Consider the following 20,028-nt stretch of genomic DNA (forward strand, 5'->3'; position numbering starts at 1 on the left):
AAAAATACAGAACCATTCCATCGAAAAAAAATAATGCTCAAAGACCCATTTCTGAACATCCCATTCGACCCCAGTTTGAAATGGTTCATAGGTGTATTTGATGTTTACGACCGAGAGCAAGATCTTGGGAAGGAGTTGGACAAATACAATCCAAATGAACACGCAGACAGAGAAGAACTCATAAAAAACTACGCATTGAGCTTGGATTACCTTTCCTACAGACATAAATACGCGTTGGTCGAAGCTTTAAAATGCTGCCTGAGCGACAAGTACTACGATTTCCAAAGCTTATTCAAGATTGGTGAAGGTGAAGCAGCCTCATGGCCTAGGTCAGAATGGTACAACCTTGAAAAGCCTAGAGACTTCTTGGCAGACGCTTATCAATTCGCTCGGATTATTTGGATGGAAGACCTCCAAAAAGCCAGCCTCGAAGACCCATCAACTTGGTAAACAAAACAAACCTGTGCGGAGCACCCTCCCCCGCAACAGGCTTGCGCAGTCCCCTTAGATCCCCGCCAACGCCAGGTCCATCGCAAAATACGTAAAAATCAAATCCGCCCCGGCACGCTTGATCGACCCCAGCGTCTCCCGTACCACTCGCGCCTCATCGATCGCCCCGGCTTGTGCGCCGAACTTGATCATCGCGTACTCGCCACTTACCTGGTACGCCGCCACCGGCAGGCGTGAGGCTTCGCGGATGTCGCGGATGATGTCGAGGTAAGCGCCGGCTGGCTTGACCATCAGGGCGTCCGCGCCTTCCTGTTCGTCCAGCAGGGATTCGCGTACCGCTTCGCGGCGGTTCATCGGGTTCATCTGGTAGCTTTTGCGATCGCCTTTGAGCGCGCTGCCGCCCGCTTCGCGGAACGGGCCGTAGAGGGCCGAGGCGAATTTGGTGGAGTAGGCCATGATCGGGATGTGGGTGAAGCCTGCGTCATCCAGGGCGCGGCGGATGGCCTGGACCTGGCCGTCCATCGCCGCCGACGGTGCGATGACGTCGGCACCGGCACGGGCGGCGGCCACGGCTTGCTTGCCGAGGTTGGCCAGGGTAGCGTCGTTATCGACGTGGGCACCGTGCATCACGCCGCAGTGGCCGTGGTCGGTGTATTCACAGAAGCAGGTGTCGGACATCACGATCATTTCCGGCACGGCGTCCTTGATGATCGAGGACATGCGCGAAACCAGGCCACGCTCCTTCCAGGTATCGCTGCCATCGGCATCCAAGTGATGAGACACGCCGAAGGTCATCACCGACTTGATCCCGGCACGCGCAAAGCGCTCGATTTCACCGGCCAGTTTCTTCTCGGGGATCCGCATGACACCCGGCATGCTGGTGATCGGCACGAACTCGTCGATTTCTTCTTCGACGAAAATGGGCAATACCAAGTCGTTAAGGGTGAATTCGGTTTCCTGGAACAATCCGCGTAACTGCTCAGAGCGGCGCAGGCGGCGTGGACGGGCTTGTGGGAACTGGCTGGTCATGGTTTTCCTGGCTGAAGGCTAAAAACAGTAGAAGCAAAATCTTTGGGGCCAAAGCTTATGCCCCGAGGCCCCGGCAGCACAAACGCCAAGGGGCCAACAGTGTATTGCGTGGCGCGTAACAATTTATTGATCTAGAGCTGTACGCGTCCTTCGATACAGCCTGTCACCGCGCCAACGATCCAGATTTCAGCGCCTTGGCGCTCAACGTAAATGCGCCCCGCTCGCCCGATAGCCGTGCCTTGGCTGACCACGTAGCGCTCGGGCGCCAGGCCCTCACCCAGTAACCACTGAGCCACGCCGGCATTCAAACTGCCGGTGGCGGGATCTTCCGGAGCGCCGTCACCGGCGATGAAAGCGCGCACTTCAAATTGCGTGTCTACCCGATCACGTTCAGGGTCACAGGGAGCAATCACACCCACGGCCAGGCCCTGCAGTTGCGCATAGTCCGGTTGCAAGGCCAGTACCTGGTCACGCTCAGCCAGCATCACTGCCATCCATCCCGCCCCATTGTCGACCCACTGACTGCGCACAATCGCCTCCGGGGCCAAACCGAGCCCCAGGCGCACGCGCTCCAACAGAGCGGCTTCAACCAAACCGGAACGCAACAATGGCGGCGCGATAAACGCTAACTCATTGCCTCGACGTCGGATCCGCACCAGGCCGATTTCGCACTCCTGGATGATCTCTTCGCCCTTCGGAAGGCCCCCCGCTTGCAACCATGCATGGCAGCTCCCCAGCGTGGGATGCCCGGCAAACGGCAGCTCAGTGAGGGTGGTGAAAATCCGCACCCGGTAATCGGCCCGCGCATCACGCGGCTCCAGCAAAAAGGTGGTTTCGCTGAGGTTGGTCCAGTTGGCAAAGTCAGCCATCTGCCGATCGGTAAGGCTGTCGGCGCCCAGCACTACCGCCAGTGGGTTACCTTTGAGCGGCACGCCGCTGAATACATCCAATTGCTTGAAATCGAAAGTCCGCATATTCAACTCTTCAGGGCTCAGCCAGGAATGCTCAGGCCACGGATCACCGCCGGACGCGCCACAAACCCGTCCAGCACACGCAATACGTTGGGGAAATCGGCGATTCCCACCAGATCACCCGCCTCGTAGAACCCAATCAGGTTACGAATCCACGGGAAGGTGGCGATGTCGGCAATGCTGTAGTCATCGCCCATGATCCAGGTGCGGCCCAGCAGGCGTTTTTCCAGTACCTCCAGCAACCGCCGAGACTCCGCGACGTAACGGTCACGCGGGCGCTTGTCTTCATAAGCCTGGCCGGCAAACTTGTTGAAAAAACCCACCTGGCCGAACATCGGGCCGATACCGGCCATCTGGAACATCAACCATTGGATCGTTTCATAGCGCGTGGCCGGGTCCTCAGACAGCAGTTGGCTGGTCTTTTCCGCAAGGTAGATCAGGATCGCGCCGGACTCGAACAACGCCAACGGCTGACCGCTCGGACCATTGGGGTCGATGATCGCAGGGATCTTGTTGTTGGGGTTCAGGGACAGGAACTCGGGGGATAGTTGGTCCTGCGTCTCGAAGCTGACCTTGTGCGCTTCATACGGCAAAGCCAGCTCTTCCAGCATGATCGACACTTTGACGCCGTTGGGCGTCGGCAACGAATACAGTTGCAGGCGCTCCGGATGCTGGGCGGGCCATTTGCTGTTGATCGGGAAAGCGGCAAGTGCATTCATCGGAAAATTCCCAGGCTGAAAACCCCCATCATAGTCATCCGGGCCTCGCCCTGCATGGGTCATCATTACGCAACATAGCCAAGCTAGGCTGCCGCGCAGGCGAACCAACGCGCCAAAATGCACTCTTACGTGCGCCAAAACGTTGAAAGCAGACTCGAACTGACAATGACCATTTCACCTTTGCGCCTTGCGCAACGATTCAAACGCTACACCTACCTACTGCCATCATTGCTGTTACTCGGCGGAGCAATCGGCTTGGTCCTCGAATCCCCGCTCATCAATGCCGGGCCGGTGGATGGCGTGCAAACGCTGGTGTTCCTGCGCCATGGTGAAAAGCCTGCCGGCGGCCTGGGTCAGCTCAACTGCCAGGGCCTCAACCGTGCGATGAACCTGGCCAGCGTGTTGCCGGAAAAGTTCGGCAAGGCCAACTATGTGTTTGCCTCCAACCCGACGCGCAATGTCGAGGAAGGTGAGCATGACAATTCCTACAGCTACATTCGTCCATTGATGACCATCGGCCCCAGCGCCATCAAGCTCGGCCTGCCGGTGAATATAAAGTTCTCCGCCAACGACACCAGCGCCCTCGCCGACGAACTGGTGGAAGACAAGTACCACAACTCGATCATCTACACCGCCTGGTCCCATGGCTACCTGCCGGAACTGATCAACAAGGTCGCCAGCGAAGCGGTGGGCTCGAAGTACACCATCGCCCACGACTGGTCCGGCAACGACTACGACACGTTATATGTGCTGACGCTGACCTGGCACAACGGCAAAGCATCGTTGCTGAGCCGCAACTACCAACAGGGCTTGAACAACGGCCAGCAGACCTGCCCGGATGCCACCCAGGTGAGCGCTGACATCTGAGGGCGTATGATGCACCGCTATTGACTCAGCTTCGGATCATCAGCATGCCCAACCTCACGTCTACCCAGCCCGCCCGGGGCTGGTCTTTCTGGTGGAAACCCGCCCTGTTCCTCCTGGTTGCCTGCGTCGGCCTGTACTACGTGAAGTGGTCGCCCTACTACTTCAAGGCATTCGTGGCAGCGGATAACCACAGCATTGGTGCGTCAATCCTCAACGATCAACAAACCGCGCCGCTGATGGCCGCGCTGGCGTATGCGCAGGTGTATTTCCTGGCCATCTGGAAAGCGGCGGTGCTGGCGGTGATTCTCGGCTCGCTTCTGCAAGTGTTGATTCCCCGCGACTGGCTGCTGCGCCTGTTTGGCAAGGCCGGGCTGGGATCGACTGTGCGCGGCGGGCTGTTCGCACTGCCGGGGATGATGTGCAGTTGCTGCGCGGCGCCGGTGGCGGCAGGCATGCGCCGTCAGCAAGTATCGGTGGGAGCGGCGTTGGCGTTCTGGATTGCCAACCCGGTGCTGAACCCGGCCACCCTGGTATTCATGGGCTTTGTGTTGGGCTGGGGTTTTACGGCCTTGCGCCTGGTGGCGGGGATTGTGCTGGTGGTGGGCGTGTCGCTGGTGGCCCAGCGCATTGCGCGACCGGAGCAGGTGCCCGATGCCGCATTGGAGGCGGTTTCAGAGGTCAGCGTCGTCGAATCGCAGCCGTTCCTGAGCCGTTGGCTGCGCACCCTGTGGCAATTGTTCTGGAGCACCATCCCGGTCTATATCCTGGCCGTACTGATCCTGGGCGCAGCGCGAGTGTGGTTGTTCCCCCATGTGGATGGCGCCATGGCCAACAGCCTGCTCTGGCTGGTGCCATTGGCGATTGTCGGCACCTTGTTCGTGATTCCGACCGCCGCCGAGATCCCTATCGTACAAACCATGATGACCCTCGGCATGGGCACCGGCCCGGCAGTGGCCTTGCTGATGACCTTGCCGAGCGTGAGCCTGCCGTCACTGCTGATGCTGCGCAAAGACTTCGATGCACGGGTGCTGGTGACGGTGGCCGGGTTGACCATGTTGGTGGGTGTGGTGTGTGGGTTGATCGGGGCCGTCATTCTCTAGTGACTCTCAGAGGCTGGTGGCATTGCGACAACCGGGGTATCTGTGCCAGGTTGAAACCTGTGGCGAGGGAGCTTGCTCCCGTGGCGGTTTGTCAGCCGACCTGGATGTTAGGTAGATCGCGTACATATCCATTGCTGCGGTAACGGCGGCTTATGGTTCCGCTCTTACAGCGGGTCACTTTTGGAAGAACCCAAAAGTAACCAAAAGGTCCTTGCCCCACCACTCGGCACCTCGCTCAAGCTCGGTGTGCCCGAACACAGGCTTGAATCCGTGGGCCGCCGTCATGGGCCATCCCTGGCCCAAGACGGCTAACCCGGCGTCCTGCCGGGTTACCCACGGATTCAAGCCTGCGTTCGGCCAGCGTGGTTTGACGGGGCGCCTAAGATCAAGATCAAGATCAAGATCAAAAGCAAGATCAGGAGTGCGGCAAGCAGCGAATCTCAGCCGTCATGCGGGCAAGACCGGATAGATTTGATCAGATGCGGATTGTCTGTATCGGCTCAGAAAGATCGACCCAGCCTTTCACGCAGATACTCCACCACTGCGCCCTGCTCTCCCGAAAACTCGATCCGGGCGCCTTTGCTTTGCTTTTGAAAGGCGTACATCGGGTCGTAGTACTCGCGCAGCAACCCTTCGATCCACTCCCGGTGCAGGTCGACTGCACCACTGCGGGCCTGTTCCGCCAAGGCGTCCTGCAGGATCGCCTGTAGCCGTTGGAAGCGTTCACCGCCCAGGCGCTTGTGAATGTTGGCCAGGCTCTGGGTCAGGCGCTCGGCAAAGCGGGCCTGGCCGGTTTCGCCATGCACCTCGATGAATTCTGCGCAGAGTTCGACCACGTAATCACGCAGGATTCGCTCAACACGCCCCTCCACGCTGTCTTCGAGCCAGACCATCGGAAACGTCTGCATGCCTTTGTGCAACGGCAATGGCAGCGCGCAACTGCCGATCATGCGGCTCTCGTCCTCGACCACAAACTGTTCGATACCGACCGCGCGTTTTTTCAGCAGGTCCACCGCCAGGCGATTTTCGAAATCGATGTTGGATGGCTGCGCCGTAGCGCGCTTGCCGAAGCTGGAACCGCGGTGGTTGGCGTGCCCCTCCAGGTCCAGGGCATTGCGCAACTGACCGAGCACTTCGGTTTTGCCGGTGCCCGTCATGCCGCCCAGCAATACAAAATCACATGCGTTCGTTGCCTGTTCCAGGGTGTCCAGCAGGAAGGTGCGCATGGCCTTGTAGCCACCGCCGACGCGTGGATATTCAATACCCGCCTCGGTCTTCAACCACTGCTGCACAATCTGCGAACGCAGCCCACCACGAAAGCAGTACAAGTACCCGTCGGGGTTGGCCTTGGCGAACTGTGCCCACTGCTCGATGCGCTCTGCCTTGATCGCCCCGGACACCAGTTCATGCCCCAGCACAATGGCAGCCTGCTGGCCTTGCTGCTTGTAACAGGTGCCGACCCGTTGACGTTCGTCATCGGTCATCAGCGGCAGGTTGATCACCCCGGGGAACGCGCCCTTAGTGAACTCGATCGGCGCACGGGTATCCATCATTGGCCGGTCATTGAGGAAGATGTCGCGGTAGTCGGTGAAATCAGTCGCCATCAAAACACCTCTACCGCGTGGGTCTGTCGCTCACCCAACGCGCCAATCGGCTCAAGGCTCAAGCCCATTTCGGCGGCCACTGCATGAAATTCGGCGTCGCCCTCCGACGTCACGGCAATCAACAGGCCACCACTGGTCTGCGGGTCACACAGCACACGCTTGTGCAATTCTTGAAGGCGCCCCAGCTTGCTCGCATAACTGTCGAAGTTGCGCAACGTGCCACCGGGCATGCAGCCTTGATCCAGGTAATGCTCGACGCCCGGCAGCAGCGGCACCTTGGCATATTCGATGCGCGCCGTCAGGCCACTGCCGTCGGCCATTTCCACCAAGTGGCCGAGCAGGCCGAATCCGGTGACGTCCGTCATGGCCGTCACGCCGGCCAACTTGCCGAAACGGCTGCCCGGCTTGTTCAGGGTGCACATCCAGTCGCGGGCCACACCCACATCGACCTCGCGTAATTTGCTCTTCTTTTCCGCAGTCGTCAGAACGCCGATGCCCAGCGGCTTGGTCAGATACAACTTGCACCCGGCCGTGGCGGTGTCGTTGCGCTTCATATGGCGCTTTTGCACGATCCCGGTCACGGCCAGGCCAAAGATCGGTTCCGGCGCGTCGATGGAGTGGCCACCGGCCAGCGGGATGCCCGCCGCGTCACATACCGAACGGCCACCGCGGATGACCTCCCGGGCAATCTCCGGTGCCAATACGTTCACCGGCCAGCCGAGAATGGCAATGGCCATCAGCGGGTCGCCGCCCATGGCGTAGATGTCGCTGATGGCATTGGTCGCGGCAATGCGGCCGAAGTCGAAGGGGTCATCGACAATCGGCATGAAGAAATCAGTGGTGGAGACCACGCCCCGCTCGTCGTCGATGGCGTAGACCGCCGCGTCATCGCGCGAAGCATTCCCCACCCACAGGTTGGGGTCGAGATTCTGCGCGCCACTGCCGGCCAGGATCACTTCCAGTACCTGGGGCGAAATCTTGCAGCCGCAACCCGCGCCGTGGCTGTATTGGGTGAGGCGAATAGGCTCGTTCATGGAGGACCTCAAGCTATCAAGTGGGTGGAGTCTACCAGACAGCAAAAGGCCAACTGGGCTCACGGAGCGCAGTTGGCCTTTGCCTATCGAGCCTTACTGCTTGGCAGCCAGCAGGCGTTTGTGGCGATTGCGTCGCGCCATGTTCAACAGTTCGATCACCGCCGAGAACGCCATGGCCGCATATACATAACCTTTTGGCACATGGGCGCCGAAGCCTTCGGCGATCAAGGTCATGCCGATCATGATGAGGAAGCCCAGGGCCAGCATCACCACGGTCGGGTTGTCGTTGATGAACTTGGCCAACGGCTCTGCCGCCACCAGCATCACGATCACCGAGACCACCACGGCAATGATCATGATCGGCAGATGCTCGGTCATGCCCACGGCGGTGATGATGCTGTCGATGGAAAAGACCAAGTCGAGCATCAGGATCTGGCCAATGGCCGCCGCAAAGCCGATGGACACGCCGTTACCGGCGCTGACCTTCTCTTCCGGCTCCGGGTCCATGCTGTGGTGGATTTCAGTGGTCGCCTTCCACACCAGGAACAAGCCACCGGCGATCAGGATCATGTCTTTCCACGAAAATGCCTGGCCGAAGATTTCGATCACCGGCGCCGTCAACTGCACGATGAACGCGATGGTGCTCAACAGGCCCAGGCGCAGGATCAACGCCATGCTGATGCCGATACGACGTGCTTTCGCCCGGTGTTTCTCCGGCAATTTGTTGGTGAGGATCGAGATAAAGATCAGGTTATCGATGCCCAGCACGATTTCCATCACGATCAAGGTAGCCAACGCCACCCAGGCGGTAGGGCTTGCAGCCAGTTGTAAAAGGTAATCCATAGGTCAGTCCTGACGTGGTGAGGCTCGGGAATTAGGTTTCTTTGCTATCGGACTCGGAAGCATTTTCAGCGTCCTTGTCTTTCTTCTCAGGGCTGATCAAGCCCCGGGTTGCCTCACTCAGGGCCTGCTCGGCGGCCTTGTGAGTTTCATCGATGGCTTGCTTGGCCGACTCGGTAGCCTTGCCCATCACTTGCTGCGCACTCTTTTCCACTTGATCACAGCCAACCATTACCAATGAAAGCGCAAGCAACGACGCCGCGCCCAGATAATTGAGTTTCATGATGTATTCCTCTCTTAGAACCAGAGGGACCAAATAGTGGCCCTGCGATAGCGAGGCATTCTATGCAGGCGAACAGTTCAGGAAAATTCGTATTTTTATGACATATACTTCGGATTTAACGAACTATAGACCCCTATGCTCAATTACCGGCAATTGCATTACTTCTGGGTGGTGGCCAAGACCGGCAGCATTGTGCGCGCCTGTGAGCAACTGAACCTCACACCTCAGACCATCAGCGGGCAAATCAGCCTGCTCGAGCAAACATTCGGTGTAGCGCTGTTTCAGCGCGTCGGGCGCCAGTTGGAGCTGACCGAAGCCGGGCGCCGGGCACTGCCGTATGCCGAACAGATGTTCCAGACCGGCAATGAACTGGAGGCAATGTTGCGCGCCCAACCGAATGAGCAGCAGATCCTGTTTCGGGTCGGCGTGGCGGATGTGGTGCCCAAATCGATCGTCTATCGGCTGATCGCGCCGACCATGGAGTTGAGCGAGCCGATTCGGATCACCTGCCGCGAGGATAAACTCGAACGCTTATTGGCTGACCTTGCGATCCAGCGCCTCGACCTGGTGATTTCCGACAGCCCGATGCCTACGCACCTGGATATCAAAGGCTACAGCCAGAAGCTGGGCGAATGCGGCATCAGTTTTTTCGCCACCCAGGCATTAGCTGGCGAATACGCTGGCGACTTCCCACAGTGCTTGCAGGGCGCGCCGCTGTTGATTCCGGGAGCAGAAACCGTGGTGCGCAGCCGTTTGCAGCGCTGGTTTGCCGAGCAGCAGATCCAACCGAAGATCATCGGCGAGTTCGACGACAGTGCCTTGATGCAGGCGTTTGGCCAATCCGGCAGCGGGGTCTTCATCGCGCCAAGCGTGATCGCCGACGAGGTGGTGCGCCAGTACGGCGTGGCGCTGATCGGCCAGACCGTCGCGGTGACCGAGTCGTTTTACGCGATCTCGGTAGAACGCAAGGTCAAGCACCCCGGCATCGTGGCCATTACCGAAGGTGCTCGAAGGGAACTGTTTACCGCCCTGCCCTGAGGCGTCAGACGCTGGCCACGTGCGTTTGTCGGGCGCTCATCAGCCACAACGCCAGCAGGATCGACACCAGAATGAACCCGGACGCCGCAAAGCCCAGGCTGCCCAGGCCCAGGGTGTCGATCACATGCCCGCCGACCATCGCTCCCAGACCGATCCCCAGGTTGGCCCCGGCGATATTCAACGACGCGGCAAACGCGGGAGCATGGGGCGCGGCCTTCATCAAGCGCACATGGCTGACCAGGAACATCGCCGCCTGGGTCACGCCCCACACCGCCATCGCCGTCGCCAGGCCGATCGTGGAGTGAATCGCCGGCACCAGCGCCACCATGCCCGCGATCATGAAACCGCAGAACACCATGGACGCAATCAACGGGTGCCGATCCACCGCCCGCCCGCCCAGGGAATTGCCGATCAAGCCGACCGCACCAAAGCCCATCAGGCACCAGCCTACCAACGTGCCGTCGAACCCGGCCAGGCGCTCAAGGATGTCAGCCAGATAGGTATAGGCGGTGAACATGCCGCTGAACACCAGGATCGACAACAGGATATGGCCCTGCATCAGCGGGCTGCGCAGGATCTTGAACTGCGAGCGCAGCGTCACTTGATCGTTCTTCGGCGCGGTCACCGGCAAATAGAGAAATAGCAGCAGCGCCTTGGCCAACGCCACCACCGCCAGGATGGCAAACGCGGTGCGCCAGCCGAACATGTCCGAAATCAGCGTCCCCACGGGAATACCGAATACCGTGGCGCAGACGATACCGAAGCCGATTTTCTCGATCGCGCGTCCGGCGTATTCCGGGCCGACGATATCCACCGCGGTCTCACTGGCCAAGGCCCAGAACACCGGCAAACCCAGGGCCGGGATCAAGCGTGCCAGCGCCATCATCCAGATATTCGGCGCAAGGGCCGCCACGGTGTTGGCCACGCCGAACATGACCAGGATAGTGATAAACAGGCGCTTGCGTGGGAAGCGGGCGAAGTACGCCGTCAGAAACGGGCCAAAGGCTGCCACGGTAAAAGCGAACAGCGTCACCAGTAGCCCAGCCTGGGACACACTGACGTTCAGGTCGCGGGCAATGGACGGCAACAAACCGACGATGACAAATTCTGTGGTCAGCACGGTAAAACCGGCGGCCGACAGCAGCAGGATGGGAAACAACATGAAAACTCCAGAAACAACGACATCAACGACAGCCCGAAGGGCTCGCTGACGGAGAGGAAAGATGAGAGGCAAGAATCTTAACAGAGTGTGTCCAGGTTTGGCGAAGGCCCTGAAGCGCGGGTGACGCGATGTCGCAGCGCCCGGGGTACCGATGACGACATGCTAGACTTCGCGCCCTCGCGTCCTACAGCCTTTTCTGCGTGCGCCGCTGTACCTTCAAAAAATTAGAGACAAGTGTTTATGACTGCTGCCCCTTCCCTTCTGCAACGACTAGCCCGCGTCAGCCTGGTCACGCAAATCCTCCTCGGCCTGATAGCCGGCATCCTCCTGGCACTCGTTGCGCCTGAGGCGGCCAAGGCCACCGGTTTTATCGGCAAGGTATTTGTCGCCGCGCTCAAAGGCGTAGCGCCGATCCTGGTGTTTGTATTGGTGATGGCGTCGATAGCCAATCATAAACAGGGCCAGCAAACCCATATCAAGCCGATCCTGTTCCTGTACCTGCTCGGCACCTTTGCCGCCGCCGTGGTGGCGGTGATCGGCAGCACGCTGTTCCCCTCGACGCTCGTACTGGCCACCCATGACGCCACGGTCAGCGCTCCGGGCGGAATCGGCGAAGTGTTGCAAAGCCTGCTGCTCAGCGTGGTGGACAACCCGATCAATGCCCTGGCGAACGCCAACTTTATCGGCATCCTGGCCTGGGCCATCGGCCTGGGGGTCGCCATTCGCCATGCCGGTGAGACGACCCGCAAGGTGATCGACGACCTGTCCAACGGCGTGACATTGATGGTGCGCGTGGTGATTCGCTTCGCACCTCTGGGCATCTTCGGTCTCGTGGCATCGACGCTGGCCACCTCGGGCTTCGGCGCCCTGCTCGGCTACGCCCATCTGCTGGGCGTACTGATCGGCTGCATGCTGTTCGTGGCATTGGTGATGAACCCGGCCATCGTGTACTGGAAACTGCGCCGTAATCCTTACCCGCTGGTGTTGATGTGCCTGCGCGAAAGTGGCATCACCGCCTTCTTCACCCGCAGCTCGGCAGCGAACATTCCGGTGAACCTGGCGTTGAGCAAGCGCCTGGGCCTGCATGAAGACACCTACTCGGTGTCGATTCCGCTGGGCGCCACCATCAATATGGCCGGTGCCGCGATTACCATTACGGTGTTGACCCTGGCAGCCGTACACACCCTCGGGATTTCGGTCGACCTGCCTACCGCCGTACTGCTCAGCGTAGTAGCAGCTGTTTGCGCCTGCGGAGCCTCGGGTGTGGCCGGTGGTTCGCTGTTGCTGATTCCCCTGGCGTGCAGCCTGTTCGGCATCCCCAGCGAGATCGCCATGCAGGTGGTTGCTGTCGGGTTCATCATCGGCGTACTTCAGGACTCGGCGGAAACCGCGCTGAACTCGTCCACCGATGTGCTGTTTACCGCTGCCGCTTGCTTGGGCAAGGAAGAGCAATCGGCCTGACCCCCTCCAGGCCGGCTCACTCAGGAACCGGCCTGGCGTTTTCATGCGGCTATCGACGTATCGACGGAAGGTTCAAGGCGATCAGGACGAAACGCTGTCAGCGGTTGCCCGTACATCCGCTGGTTTTTCACATCGTATCGGTACCAATTCCCAGTGGTTTCATCCAGCAGCGCCTGGACCTTCGTGGTTTCGGCCCCGGCGTGAGTGCCTTCCACCACTCCTTTGGGTTTATGTTGGAACACTCGGTCCACACTGCGGTTGGCCGAAACGGCCTTCCAGGAAAGCAACCCTCGACCGAGGGCTGACGTATGAAGTGGTAATCCTTTGCTCACCAGCGCTTTCCCTCCAGCAAACGGATTGGCCGCACTGACCAGTGCGCGAGTGAAGGTACCGGCCTTGCTCAACACGCTGCCGCCAGACTTCAAGACCTTCGTCGCGGCCCCGGCCCCACCTAACGCAAAACCAAAGATATCGACGGCCAGGAACGCCAGGCCTTCACCAACCCTGCCCTCTTTGAAGCTGTGCACGGCCGCCGCGACCGGTATCAGCGCACGCGTGACCGCCTGGATTTTCTCGAACTCGGTGACTTCCGTGTCAAAGGTGGTGGCGCCCCTGGCGGCTGCGAACAGCTCGTCACGCTGGGCTGACTTGAAGTAATAACGCGTAGCGGTTTCGGCAATGAACTGTGACCTTGGCGAGGTGAAGGTTTGAACAGGCGAATCGGACTGTGCTCGTGCTGTTCGTTGAGCGTCATAACCCGAGACCTCAGTCAGTTGGGTGTTGGTTTTCACCCAGGGTATTGATCCTTCTCCCGCGACGCGCTGCCATTGGCCCTGCAGCCCACCCTTGAGCCCCTCCGCCAAGTCCTTTCGATGACGCAATACACCGTTTGTGGGGTCAACTTCGTAAACGCGCTTTTTGCCGTTGTACGTGGACTCTACGAACAACGGGCCATCCTTGGGCTTGTCGAACTTTTCGAAATCCTTGTTGAACAGATAGGAGGGCAGTTCATACGGGCCTGGCGAATGGAGTGGTCGGGTGACTGTCTGCTCGGTGAAAAATTTCAATTCACCCCATTCCAAAACATCCTTATCTGCCTGTGACAGCAGGGACATCTGGTGTTTGACTGTCACTTCTGAGGCCGCTTTGAGAGCGTCGTAATAAGCGCGGATTTGCTCTTCGAACGCCGCGTTGATTTCGTCGGGAAGAAAACGGATATAGCGTGCTACATCGCTGGGGATGGCCGGGTCGGTAGAGTCCCAACTGACAGGTGTATTCGTGAGCGCGATATCGAGTAGTGAATACGGCCCCTTGTAATCCCGCCACTTCTCGGACGGTTCCAGGACCTTTTTTTCGAGATCCACATCCGCGTATTTTTCGGGCAGCCGCTCTTTCATCAACTTGAGCGCAACCGATCGACGGGTCGGTACGGGTGCACGGAAGGCCTCTGAAGCCTGGGCCAGGGTTTCCAGGCGCTCGCTGGCCATTGCGCCAGCGCGCTCGACTTCTGCTGGCGAATAATTGTTATCGTCCCGTTTGGCAATCGCCCCATCCGCCACGGCCCAATGAATCACCCCTTCCCAGCCGGCCAACGCCTCTACCGTTTTTTCATCGGCGCTGATCGGACTGAGATCCTCCTTGATCAATTGCTCATAGGTTTTAGTCGCTGCCAGCCCCGGCGCACGCATATCAGCCTTGGCGACGATGGCCTTCAAACTGACCCAGGCGGGCGAGCCATAAGTCACGTTGTCGGGAACCTCCTTGACCAGCATTTCAGGGGCGTGGCGGGACAGCAGCACGTACGCAGCGATCGCAGCGTTGCGCCCATAGGAACGACTCAGATGGCGGGTCAACCCTTCGACCACAAAAGAGAGCGGCACCCCCCAGTTTTCCCGCCGCGATAAATCGTACCCTCCCACCCGGTTCTTCTTATCCGGGTACAACAGCGCATCCCAGTCAAGACCTACCTGCAAAGCCGAAAGCGTCCACTCTTCAGCCGTACCCGCGCCTTTGAACTTGTCACGCAACGCAATTCCCAGCGCCTGCGCGGAGGGGCTCTGCAACAGCTTTAGCAGCGTTTCACGCGGCTTTTCCAGCTCGGCAGCTGTCCAATCGACCGTTTGTGTCAAGAAACCAAAGGCGTTCTGGCTCAGCTTCAGCTTATGGAACTCGGGCAACTCCAATGCATTGAACGCCACAGCGTCGTAGATAGCCTGACGCTGCTCCTGATCCAATGCAGTGGGCCATGACAGTCCGCCCCCCAGGTCCCCATGGGGCGGTGAATGCTCCACTGGACGACTCAACTCTTTGATCATATTCAACAGTTCACTTTCATTGACTGGCTGGTCCCAACCCTTGCCAGCCATAAACTGCAACAGATTGACGGTCTGCCCCGCCTTCGCCTCATGATTCAGATGGAAATTGGAATCCGGGTCCAACTTGATCTGCTGGCTACCCAAGTACTGAGTAAAAGCCTCTTCACGGTTAAACCGCGCAGGGTGGCCGGTAGGCGATGTACGCCATCGTTCCTGCTGCTGCAAATGTGAAGTTACCCGTACATAAGCATTGACCAACGCGTCGCGAAAATTCGCCAGGTCATTTCTGTTGGCCGTCTGCCGAGTAGACGAAGTACCGGGGGCGGCCGCGCCCTGCGCAGGCTTGGTCGTCGGCGGAGCACTGATGGGGGTCACAGCGCCAAGTTCAAAGGAAGCACTCACCCCGGCCGGGGAGTTGTGGGTGGTCACGATCATTAGGGAGCCTCAAGGTCTCGTTACGCCTGATTGACGTCCTTGAGTAGCCTATTGGCTAAGCTCGGTTGCATGGGGATATGTAACAAGCTGGAGCATGAAAAAGCCCGGTGTGGCGCGTCAATGAACCACCCGGGCTTGAGGCTGCGTCATGCGTTTAGAAGGCGCCCATGTAGTCACGCTTGCCCACTTCAACACCGTTGTGGCGCAGCAAGGCGTAAGCGGTAGTGACGTGGAAGAAGAACTGCGGCAGGCCGTAGGTCAACAGGTAGGACTGGCCGCTGAAGCGCTTCTCTTTCGGCGTGCCTGGACGGGTGATGATCTCGATGCCTTCCTTGCCGTCGATCTGCTCGGGCTTGAGGGTGTCGAGGAAGGCCAGCACCTTGGCGATCAGTGCTTGCAGGTCGGCGAAGGTGGTTTCTTGATCGTCATATTTGGGCACTTCGATCTCGGCCAGGCGGGCGGATACGCCTTTGGCGAAGTCGACGGCGATCTGTACCTGGCGCACCAGCTGGAACATGTCAGGGAACAGACGCGCTTGCAGCAAGGCATTGGGTTCGATGTTCTTGGCGGTTGCGTGGGCTTCGGCTTTGTTCAGCACATCGCTCAGGGCGTTGAGCATTTGCTTGAAGACAGGGACGGAAGCGGCGTACAGGGAAATAGTCATGACAGTCTCACGGTGATGGCAGGGTTTGGAACCAGCAGCGATTATAGACCTGCCCGCCGCTTGTCTTTTATTTTTTCCGGCATAGGCTAGTGGGCTCACTGCATAGGGAAACGCGCGATGACCGCCGAGCATGACACCCAGCCCCCTGAGCCGCGCCTCAATAGCACGGAAATCCGCATCTTGGGCTGCCTGATCGAAAAACAGGCGACCAACCCGGAAACCTACCCCCTGACCCTCAATGCCCTGGTACTGGCCTGCAACCAGAAGACCAGCCGGGAGCCGGTGACCAACCTCAGCCAAGGCCAGGTCGGCCAGAGCCTGCGTGCACTGGAAGGCCAAGGTTATACCCGGCTGGTCATGGGCAGCCGCGCCGATCGCTGGGAACACCGGGTAGACAAGGCACTGGAGCTGGTGCCGGCCCAGGTAATCCTGATCGGGCTGCTGTTTTTGCGCGGGCCACAGACGGTCAATGAACTGCTGACCCGCAGCGGGCGCATGCACGATTTCGAAGATGCCGAGCAGGTCGTGCACCAGTTGGAACGTCTGATTGCACGCGGGCTGGCAGTGCTGGTGCCGCGCCAGGCGGGACAGCGGGAAGATCGGTATACCCATGCGCTGGGCGATCCGGCGGATATCGAGGCGATTATCGCAGCCCGAGGCAATCCGGTGGAGCGTGGCGCCGGGGTTGGCGTGGAGCGGATTGAAGAGCTGGAAGCGCGGATCGCAGCGCTGGAAGAACGACTGGCGCAGTTGGAACAGGCGTAACACCATCAAAATGTGGGAGCGGGCTTGCTCGCGAATGCGGTGTGGCAGTCACAGTTGAGTTAACTGAACCACCGCATTCGCGAGCAAGCCCGCTCCCACATTGGATTTTCGTGGGTTTCAGCCTCGGGCAAAGGCCACTGCCGCCTCAAATTGCGCCTGCGTCGGCCGCACGCCGGTATACAGCACGAACTGCTCCAGCGCTTGGATCGCAATCACTTCCAGCCCGGTGATCACCCGCTTGCCCTTGGCACGTCCACGCACGATCAGCGGCGTTTCGGCGGGGATCGCTACCACATCGAACACAGTTTCCGCAGCATCCACGGCGTCAGCCGCAAAGGCCAACTGATCGGCTTCGGCGCCACCGGTCATGCCGATCGGCGTCACATTGACCAGCATCTGCGGGCGCAAGTCACCCAGCTCGGCCTGCCACGCATACCCGAGGTTTTGCGCCAGCGCGCGGCCTGCCGCTTCGTTGCGCGCCACAATCACGCCATTGGCATAGCCACCGTCACGCAGGGCACTGGCCACGGCCTTGGCCATGCCGCCGCTGCCGCGTAAAGCAAAGGTCGAGTCCTTGGGCACGGCATGCTTTTTCAGCAGTTGTTCGATGGCGATATAGTCGGTGTTATAGGCTTTGAGACGGCCGTCAGTGTTGACGATGGTGTTCAGGGAATCGATGGCCTGCACCGAATCGTCCAGCTCATCCACCAGGGCGATCGCGGCCTCCTTGAACGGCATGGAAACACCGCAACCGCGAATGCCCAGCGCCCGGATACCACCTATCGCGCCGGGCAAATCCTGGCTGCTGAACGCTTTATAGTAGAAATTCAACCCCAACTGTTCATACAGGTGGTTGTGGAACCGCAGGCCAAAATTCCCGGGACGCGCCGACAATGACATACACAGTTGGGTGTCTTTGTTGGGGTGCATCTGCATGGATAACTCCTTTGAGTAAGCAAATCGGTACAGACCTTACACAACCTTTACCTATCGGCCGTGCTGTTTTTCAGAAATACGTTGTCTTAAAAGTATCCCCGCGACAATCCTTGAGTCTATTGATTGCAGACCACAAGCGCAGGGGCTAACCGAGGAATGACCATGATTCGTAAAATCCCCAAAATCGCCTTGCTTGTCGGCGCACTCGCTATGGCAGGCCAAGCCTCCGCCCACGGTGGTGGTTGGGGTGGCCCGGCCGTTCTGGGTGCTTTGGTCGGCGCCGCTGTAGTGGGTTCGGTGGTTGCCAGCCAATCCCAGCCGGTCTACGTGCAGCAGCCGGTTTATGTCCAGCCGCAACCGGTGTATGCCGCTCCGCCGCCGGTCTACTACGCACCGCCACCACCGGTGTATGTGCAAGAACGGGTTTACTACCGCCCGGCGCCGGTCTACTACGGCCCTCCACGTGGCTACTACGGCCCGCCTCACGGTTATTACGGCCGCGGCTGGTAACTTGAACAGGTTCGTCTAAACAGGCCTCGCCCACACGCGGGGCCTTTTTTTGCCTTTGAAGTCTGGATTTATCTTGCCAAGGTCGCAGTGAGGACAATGCTCGGGGGCTCAATCCCACATCATGAGGGTTGAATGTCTTCTTGCTCGATCAAGGTCCGCCCTGTCATGTTTACGTCACGAAACGGACTCACTATCGACCTGTCCAGCCAAGAACAATTAAGGACGACTGACCATGCCCACACAAAACCCGCACCATACCGCCGGCCTCTGCACCTCCAGCAAGGTCTACAGCGCACTGACCGAACTCAAGCACCTGGAAGGCCACCGCACGGCCAAATTCCTGGCGTTGCTGGCGGAAAACCTGGTGCGCAAGGGCCTGCTCAATGAGCAGGAAGTGGTGCTCATGCTGGACCATGTGGTGGATTGACGCCTGGCGTTGATGTCGACTATCGAGCCAGGTGATTTTTGCTGAGCACCCAGCCATCGTAAGGTGACCTCCATAGCGATTGGAGGTCCTTATGCCCACTGTTCAAATCATGTCCGTCATTGGTAGCGCCGTTCCCACCCCACTCCGGGAGCTGGGCCTGCTCGCCTGCTGGTACGTAGTCAGCGATGGCGAGCCCATCAGCGGCCCGCTCATGTCGTTATCCGATGCGCAAAAACAGCTGCAATGCGCATCCAATTTCAGGCTCAACGCCTGAAACCTACGGCAACGGCAGCTTGACCCGAGGTTTGGTTTCTACAAACAGTGCCCAACTGGACATGAACAACGCCGCCACCAACGGGCCGATCACAAACCCGTTCAGGCCGAATACCGACAGGCCGCCCAGGGTCGAGATCAGGATCAGGTAGTCAGGCATTTTCGTGTCCTTGCCCACCAGCACCGGGCGCAGCACGTTGTCCACCATGCCGATGACCAGAACGCCGAACGCAGTCAGCACCACGCCCTGCCAGATCGAACCGCTCAACAGGAAGTAAGCGGCCACCGGGCCCCATACAATCCCCGCGCCCACCGCCGGTAGCAGGGAAAGAAACGCCATCAAGACCGCCCACAGCAACGCGCTGGGAATGTCCAGGAACCAGAAGATCAAACCGCCCAGTGCGCCTTGGGTCACGGCTACCAGTACGTTGCCCTTGACGGTGGCGCGCACCACCCGATTGAACTTGAGTTGCAGGCGACGCTTCTGGGGCTCCGCCAGGGGCACTGCCGTGCGGACTTTACGCACCAGTTCCGGGCCGTCGCGCAGCAGGAAAAACAGCAGATACAGCATGATGAAAAAGCTCACCAGGAAATCAAACGTCCCCTGACCAAAACTGAACGCCTGGGAGGCAAAAAACTGGCTGCCCTGCATCGCGCTCTTGACGATTTTCTCGCGCAAGCCTTCCAGGTTGCCCATGCCGAACCGGTCCAGCAGGTGCTGGAAATACGGCGGCAGTACGTTCTTGAACTGCTCGATATACCCGGCGACGTCCAGCTTGCCGCTTTCGACGTTTTTGTAGAGCGTCGCCCCTTCCTGCACCAGCAATACGCTGGTGATGATGACCGGCAAAATGGCGATCACCAGGCACACCGTCAAGGTGGTCAGGGAGGTTAGGTTGCGGTTCCAGCCAAAGCGTTGCTGCAGGCGGCGCTGCATCGGGGCAAAGATGATGCCGAGGATGACCGCCCAGAACACCGCGCCGTAAAACGGCAGCAATATCCAGATGAAGGCGACGGTCACCAGGGCCAGCAACAACAACAGGGTTTTGAATTGCAGGTTGGTCGAGTTCATGTCCGGTCCATGTCAAAAAAGCAGTAGGCCTTCAGCGGCCCTTTTGCTTAGTCCGCAGGCGAACCCGGGAGTG

General features: G+C 59.3%; 21 protein-coding genes. 9 read left to right on the forward strand and 12 right to left on the reverse strand.

The window, feature by feature from the left end:
• The first annotated feature begins 33 nt into the window (after positions 1 to 33).
• The gene (locus tag MJP36_RS20455) at positions 34 to 450 is read left to right on the forward strand and encodes a hypothetical protein (RefSeq protein ID WP_235593993.1); all 417 of its coding nucleotides are present in this window, start codon (positions 34 to 36) and stop codon (positions 448 to 450) included.
• 54 nt (positions 451 to 504) lie between these two features.
• Here the strand turns inward: MJP36_RS20455 and hemB are convergent, their stop codons facing one another.
• From hemB to MJP36_RS20470, 3 genes are all read right to left on the reverse strand, one after another.
• A complete protein-coding gene (gene hemB, locus MJP36_RS20460) occupies positions 505 to 1,479 on the reverse strand; it encodes a porphobilinogen synthase (RefSeq protein WP_060752444.1) in 975 nt (324 codons plus the stop codon).
• 131 nt (positions 1,480 to 1,610) lie between these two features.
• Entirely contained in the window at positions 1,611 to 2,453 is an 843-nt protein-coding gene (locus tag MJP36_RS20465; protein ID WP_244383904.1) for a PhzF family phenazine biosynthesis protein, read from the reverse strand.
• A 17-nt stretch (positions 2,454 to 2,470) separates the two neighbouring features.
• Positions 2,471 to 3,169 (reverse strand): glutathione S-transferase N-terminal domain-containing protein, encoded by a 699-nt coding sequence (locus MJP36_RS20470; protein WP_060752442.1) that lies wholly within the window; start codon positions 3,167 to 3,169, stop codon positions 2,471 to 2,473.
• A gap of 165 nt (positions 3,170 to 3,334) precedes the next feature.
• Between MJP36_RS20470 and MJP36_RS20475 the strand changes: the two genes are divergently transcribed.
• Positions 3,335 to 4,036, forward strand: a complete 702-nt coding sequence (locus MJP36_RS20475) for a histidine phosphatase family protein (protein ID WP_090372093.1) — start codon at positions 3,335 to 3,337, stop codon at positions 4,034 to 4,036.
• Positions 4,037 to 4,080: 44 nt separating this feature from the next.
• On the forward strand, positions 4,081 to 5,136 hold the full coding sequence (locus tag MJP36_RS20480; RefSeq protein WP_090372095.1) for a permease: 1,056 nt from the start codon (positions 4,081 to 4,083) through the stop codon (positions 5,134 to 5,136).
• A gap of 500 nt (positions 5,137 to 5,636) precedes the next feature.
• Here MJP36_RS20480 and mnmH read toward each other — a convergent pair whose 3' ends face one another.
• From mnmH to MJP36_RS20500, 4 genes are all read right to left on the reverse strand, one after another.
• Entirely contained in the window at positions 5,637 to 6,740 is a 1,104-nt protein-coding gene (gene mnmH, locus MJP36_RS20485; RefSeq protein WP_060752439.1) for a tRNA 2-selenouridine(34) synthase MnmH, read from the reverse strand.
• Positions 6,740 to 7,774 (reverse strand): selenide, water dikinase SelD, encoded by a 1,035-nt coding sequence (selD, locus tag MJP36_RS20490; protein WP_244383905.1) that lies wholly within the window; start codon positions 7,772 to 7,774, stop codon positions 6,740 to 6,742. The genes mnmH and selD overlap by 1 nt, the downstream gene beginning before the upstream one ends.
• A gap of 93 nt (positions 7,775 to 7,867) precedes the next feature.
• Positions 7,868 to 8,617, reverse strand: a complete 750-nt coding sequence (locus MJP36_RS20495) for a TerC family protein (RefSeq protein WP_090372100.1) — start codon at positions 8,615 to 8,617, stop codon at positions 7,868 to 7,870.
• Positions 8,618 to 8,648: 31 nt separating this feature from the next.
• A complete protein-coding gene (locus MJP36_RS20500) occupies positions 8,649 to 8,897 on the reverse strand; it encodes a hypothetical protein (RefSeq protein ID WP_244383906.1) in 249 nt (82 codons plus the stop codon).
• 135 nt (positions 8,898 to 9,032) lie between these two features.
• Between MJP36_RS20500 and nhaR the strand changes: the two genes are divergently transcribed.
• Positions 9,033 to 9,935, forward strand: coding sequence for a transcriptional activator NhaR (nhaR, locus tag MJP36_RS20505; protein WP_244383907.1), 903 nt, complete (start codon positions 9,033 to 9,035; stop codon positions 9,933 to 9,935).
• Between the two features lie 4 nt (positions 9,936 to 9,939).
• On the opposite strand, the gene MJP36_RS20510 is transcribed toward nhaR, so the two are convergent.
• Positions 9,940 to 11,097: an MFS transporter gene (locus tag MJP36_RS20510; RefSeq protein WP_244383908.1), complete on the reverse strand. Its 1,158-nt coding sequence runs from the start codon at positions 11,095 to 11,097 to the stop codon at positions 9,940 to 9,942.
• A gap of 240 nt (positions 11,098 to 11,337) precedes the next feature.
• Here MJP36_RS20510 and sstT point away from each other — a divergent pair, with 240 nt between their 5' ends.
• Positions 11,338 to 12,558: a serine/threonine transporter SstT gene (gene sstT / locus MJP36_RS20515; RefSeq protein WP_244383909.1), complete on the forward strand. Its 1,221-nt coding sequence runs from the start codon at positions 11,338 to 11,340 to the stop codon at positions 12,556 to 12,558.
• Positions 12,559 to 12,599: 41 nt separating this feature from the next.
• Here the strand turns inward: sstT and MJP36_RS20520 are convergent, their stop codons facing one another.
• Both MJP36_RS20520 and MJP36_RS20525 read right to left on the reverse strand, forming a co-directional pair.
• Positions 12,600 to 15,308: a hypothetical protein gene (locus tag MJP36_RS20520; RefSeq protein ID WP_244383910.1), complete on the reverse strand. Its 2,709-nt coding sequence runs from the start codon at positions 15,306 to 15,308 to the stop codon at positions 12,600 to 12,602.
• A 154-nt stretch (positions 15,309 to 15,462) separates the two neighbouring features.
• On the reverse strand, positions 15,463 to 15,972 hold the full coding sequence (locus MJP36_RS20525) for a DUF1993 domain-containing protein (RefSeq protein ID WP_060752431.1): 510 nt from the start codon (positions 15,970 to 15,972) through the stop codon (positions 15,463 to 15,465).
• A 117-nt stretch (positions 15,973 to 16,089) separates the two neighbouring features.
• Between MJP36_RS20525 and MJP36_RS20530 the strand changes: the two genes are divergently transcribed.
• On the forward strand, positions 16,090 to 16,737 hold the full coding sequence (locus tag MJP36_RS20530) for a YceH family protein (RefSeq protein ID WP_060752430.1): 648 nt from the start codon (positions 16,090 to 16,092) through the stop codon (positions 16,735 to 16,737).
• A gap of 117 nt (positions 16,738 to 16,854) precedes the next feature.
• On the opposite strand, the gene MJP36_RS20535 is transcribed toward MJP36_RS20530, so the two are convergent.
• Positions 16,855 to 17,673, reverse strand: coding sequence for a shikimate 5-dehydrogenase (locus tag MJP36_RS20535; RefSeq protein ID WP_198763214.1), 819 nt, complete (start codon positions 17,671 to 17,673; stop codon positions 16,855 to 16,857).
• A gap of 156 nt (positions 17,674 to 17,829) precedes the next feature.
• Between MJP36_RS20535 and MJP36_RS20540 the strand changes: the two genes are divergently transcribed.
• The 3 genes from MJP36_RS20540 (at position 17,830) to MJP36_RS20550 (ending at position 18,884) form a co-directional block, all read left to right on the forward strand.
• On the forward strand, positions 17,830 to 18,183 hold the full coding sequence (locus MJP36_RS20540) for a hypothetical protein (protein ID WP_060752428.1): 354 nt from the start codon (positions 17,830 to 17,832) through the stop codon (positions 18,181 to 18,183).
• 232 nt (positions 18,184 to 18,415) lie between these two features.
• Positions 18,416 to 18,610, forward strand: a complete 195-nt coding sequence (locus MJP36_RS20545; protein WP_060752427.1) for a hypothetical protein — start codon at positions 18,416 to 18,418, stop codon at positions 18,608 to 18,610.
• A 91-nt stretch (positions 18,611 to 18,701) separates the two neighbouring features.
• Complete coding sequence (locus tag MJP36_RS20550; RefSeq protein WP_090372117.1) at positions 18,702 to 18,884, forward strand: hypothetical protein; 183 nt, start codon at positions 18,702 to 18,704, stop codon at positions 18,882 to 18,884.
• A 3-nt stretch (positions 18,885 to 18,887) separates the two neighbouring features.
• Here MJP36_RS20550 and MJP36_RS20555 read toward each other — a convergent pair whose 3' ends face one another.
• Positions 18,888 to 19,955: an AI-2E family transporter gene (locus MJP36_RS20555; RefSeq protein ID WP_060752425.1), complete on the reverse strand. Its 1,068-nt coding sequence runs from the start codon at positions 19,953 to 19,955 to the stop codon at positions 18,888 to 18,890.
• Between the last annotated feature and the right edge of the window lie 73 nt (positions 19,956 to 20,028).

The organism is Pseudomonas palleroniana (assembly GCF_022836895.1).
In the GTDB taxonomy this organism is placed as follows: domain Bacteria; phylum Pseudomonadota; class Gammaproteobacteria; order Pseudomonadales; family Pseudomonadaceae; genus Aquipseudomonas; species Aquipseudomonas palleroniana.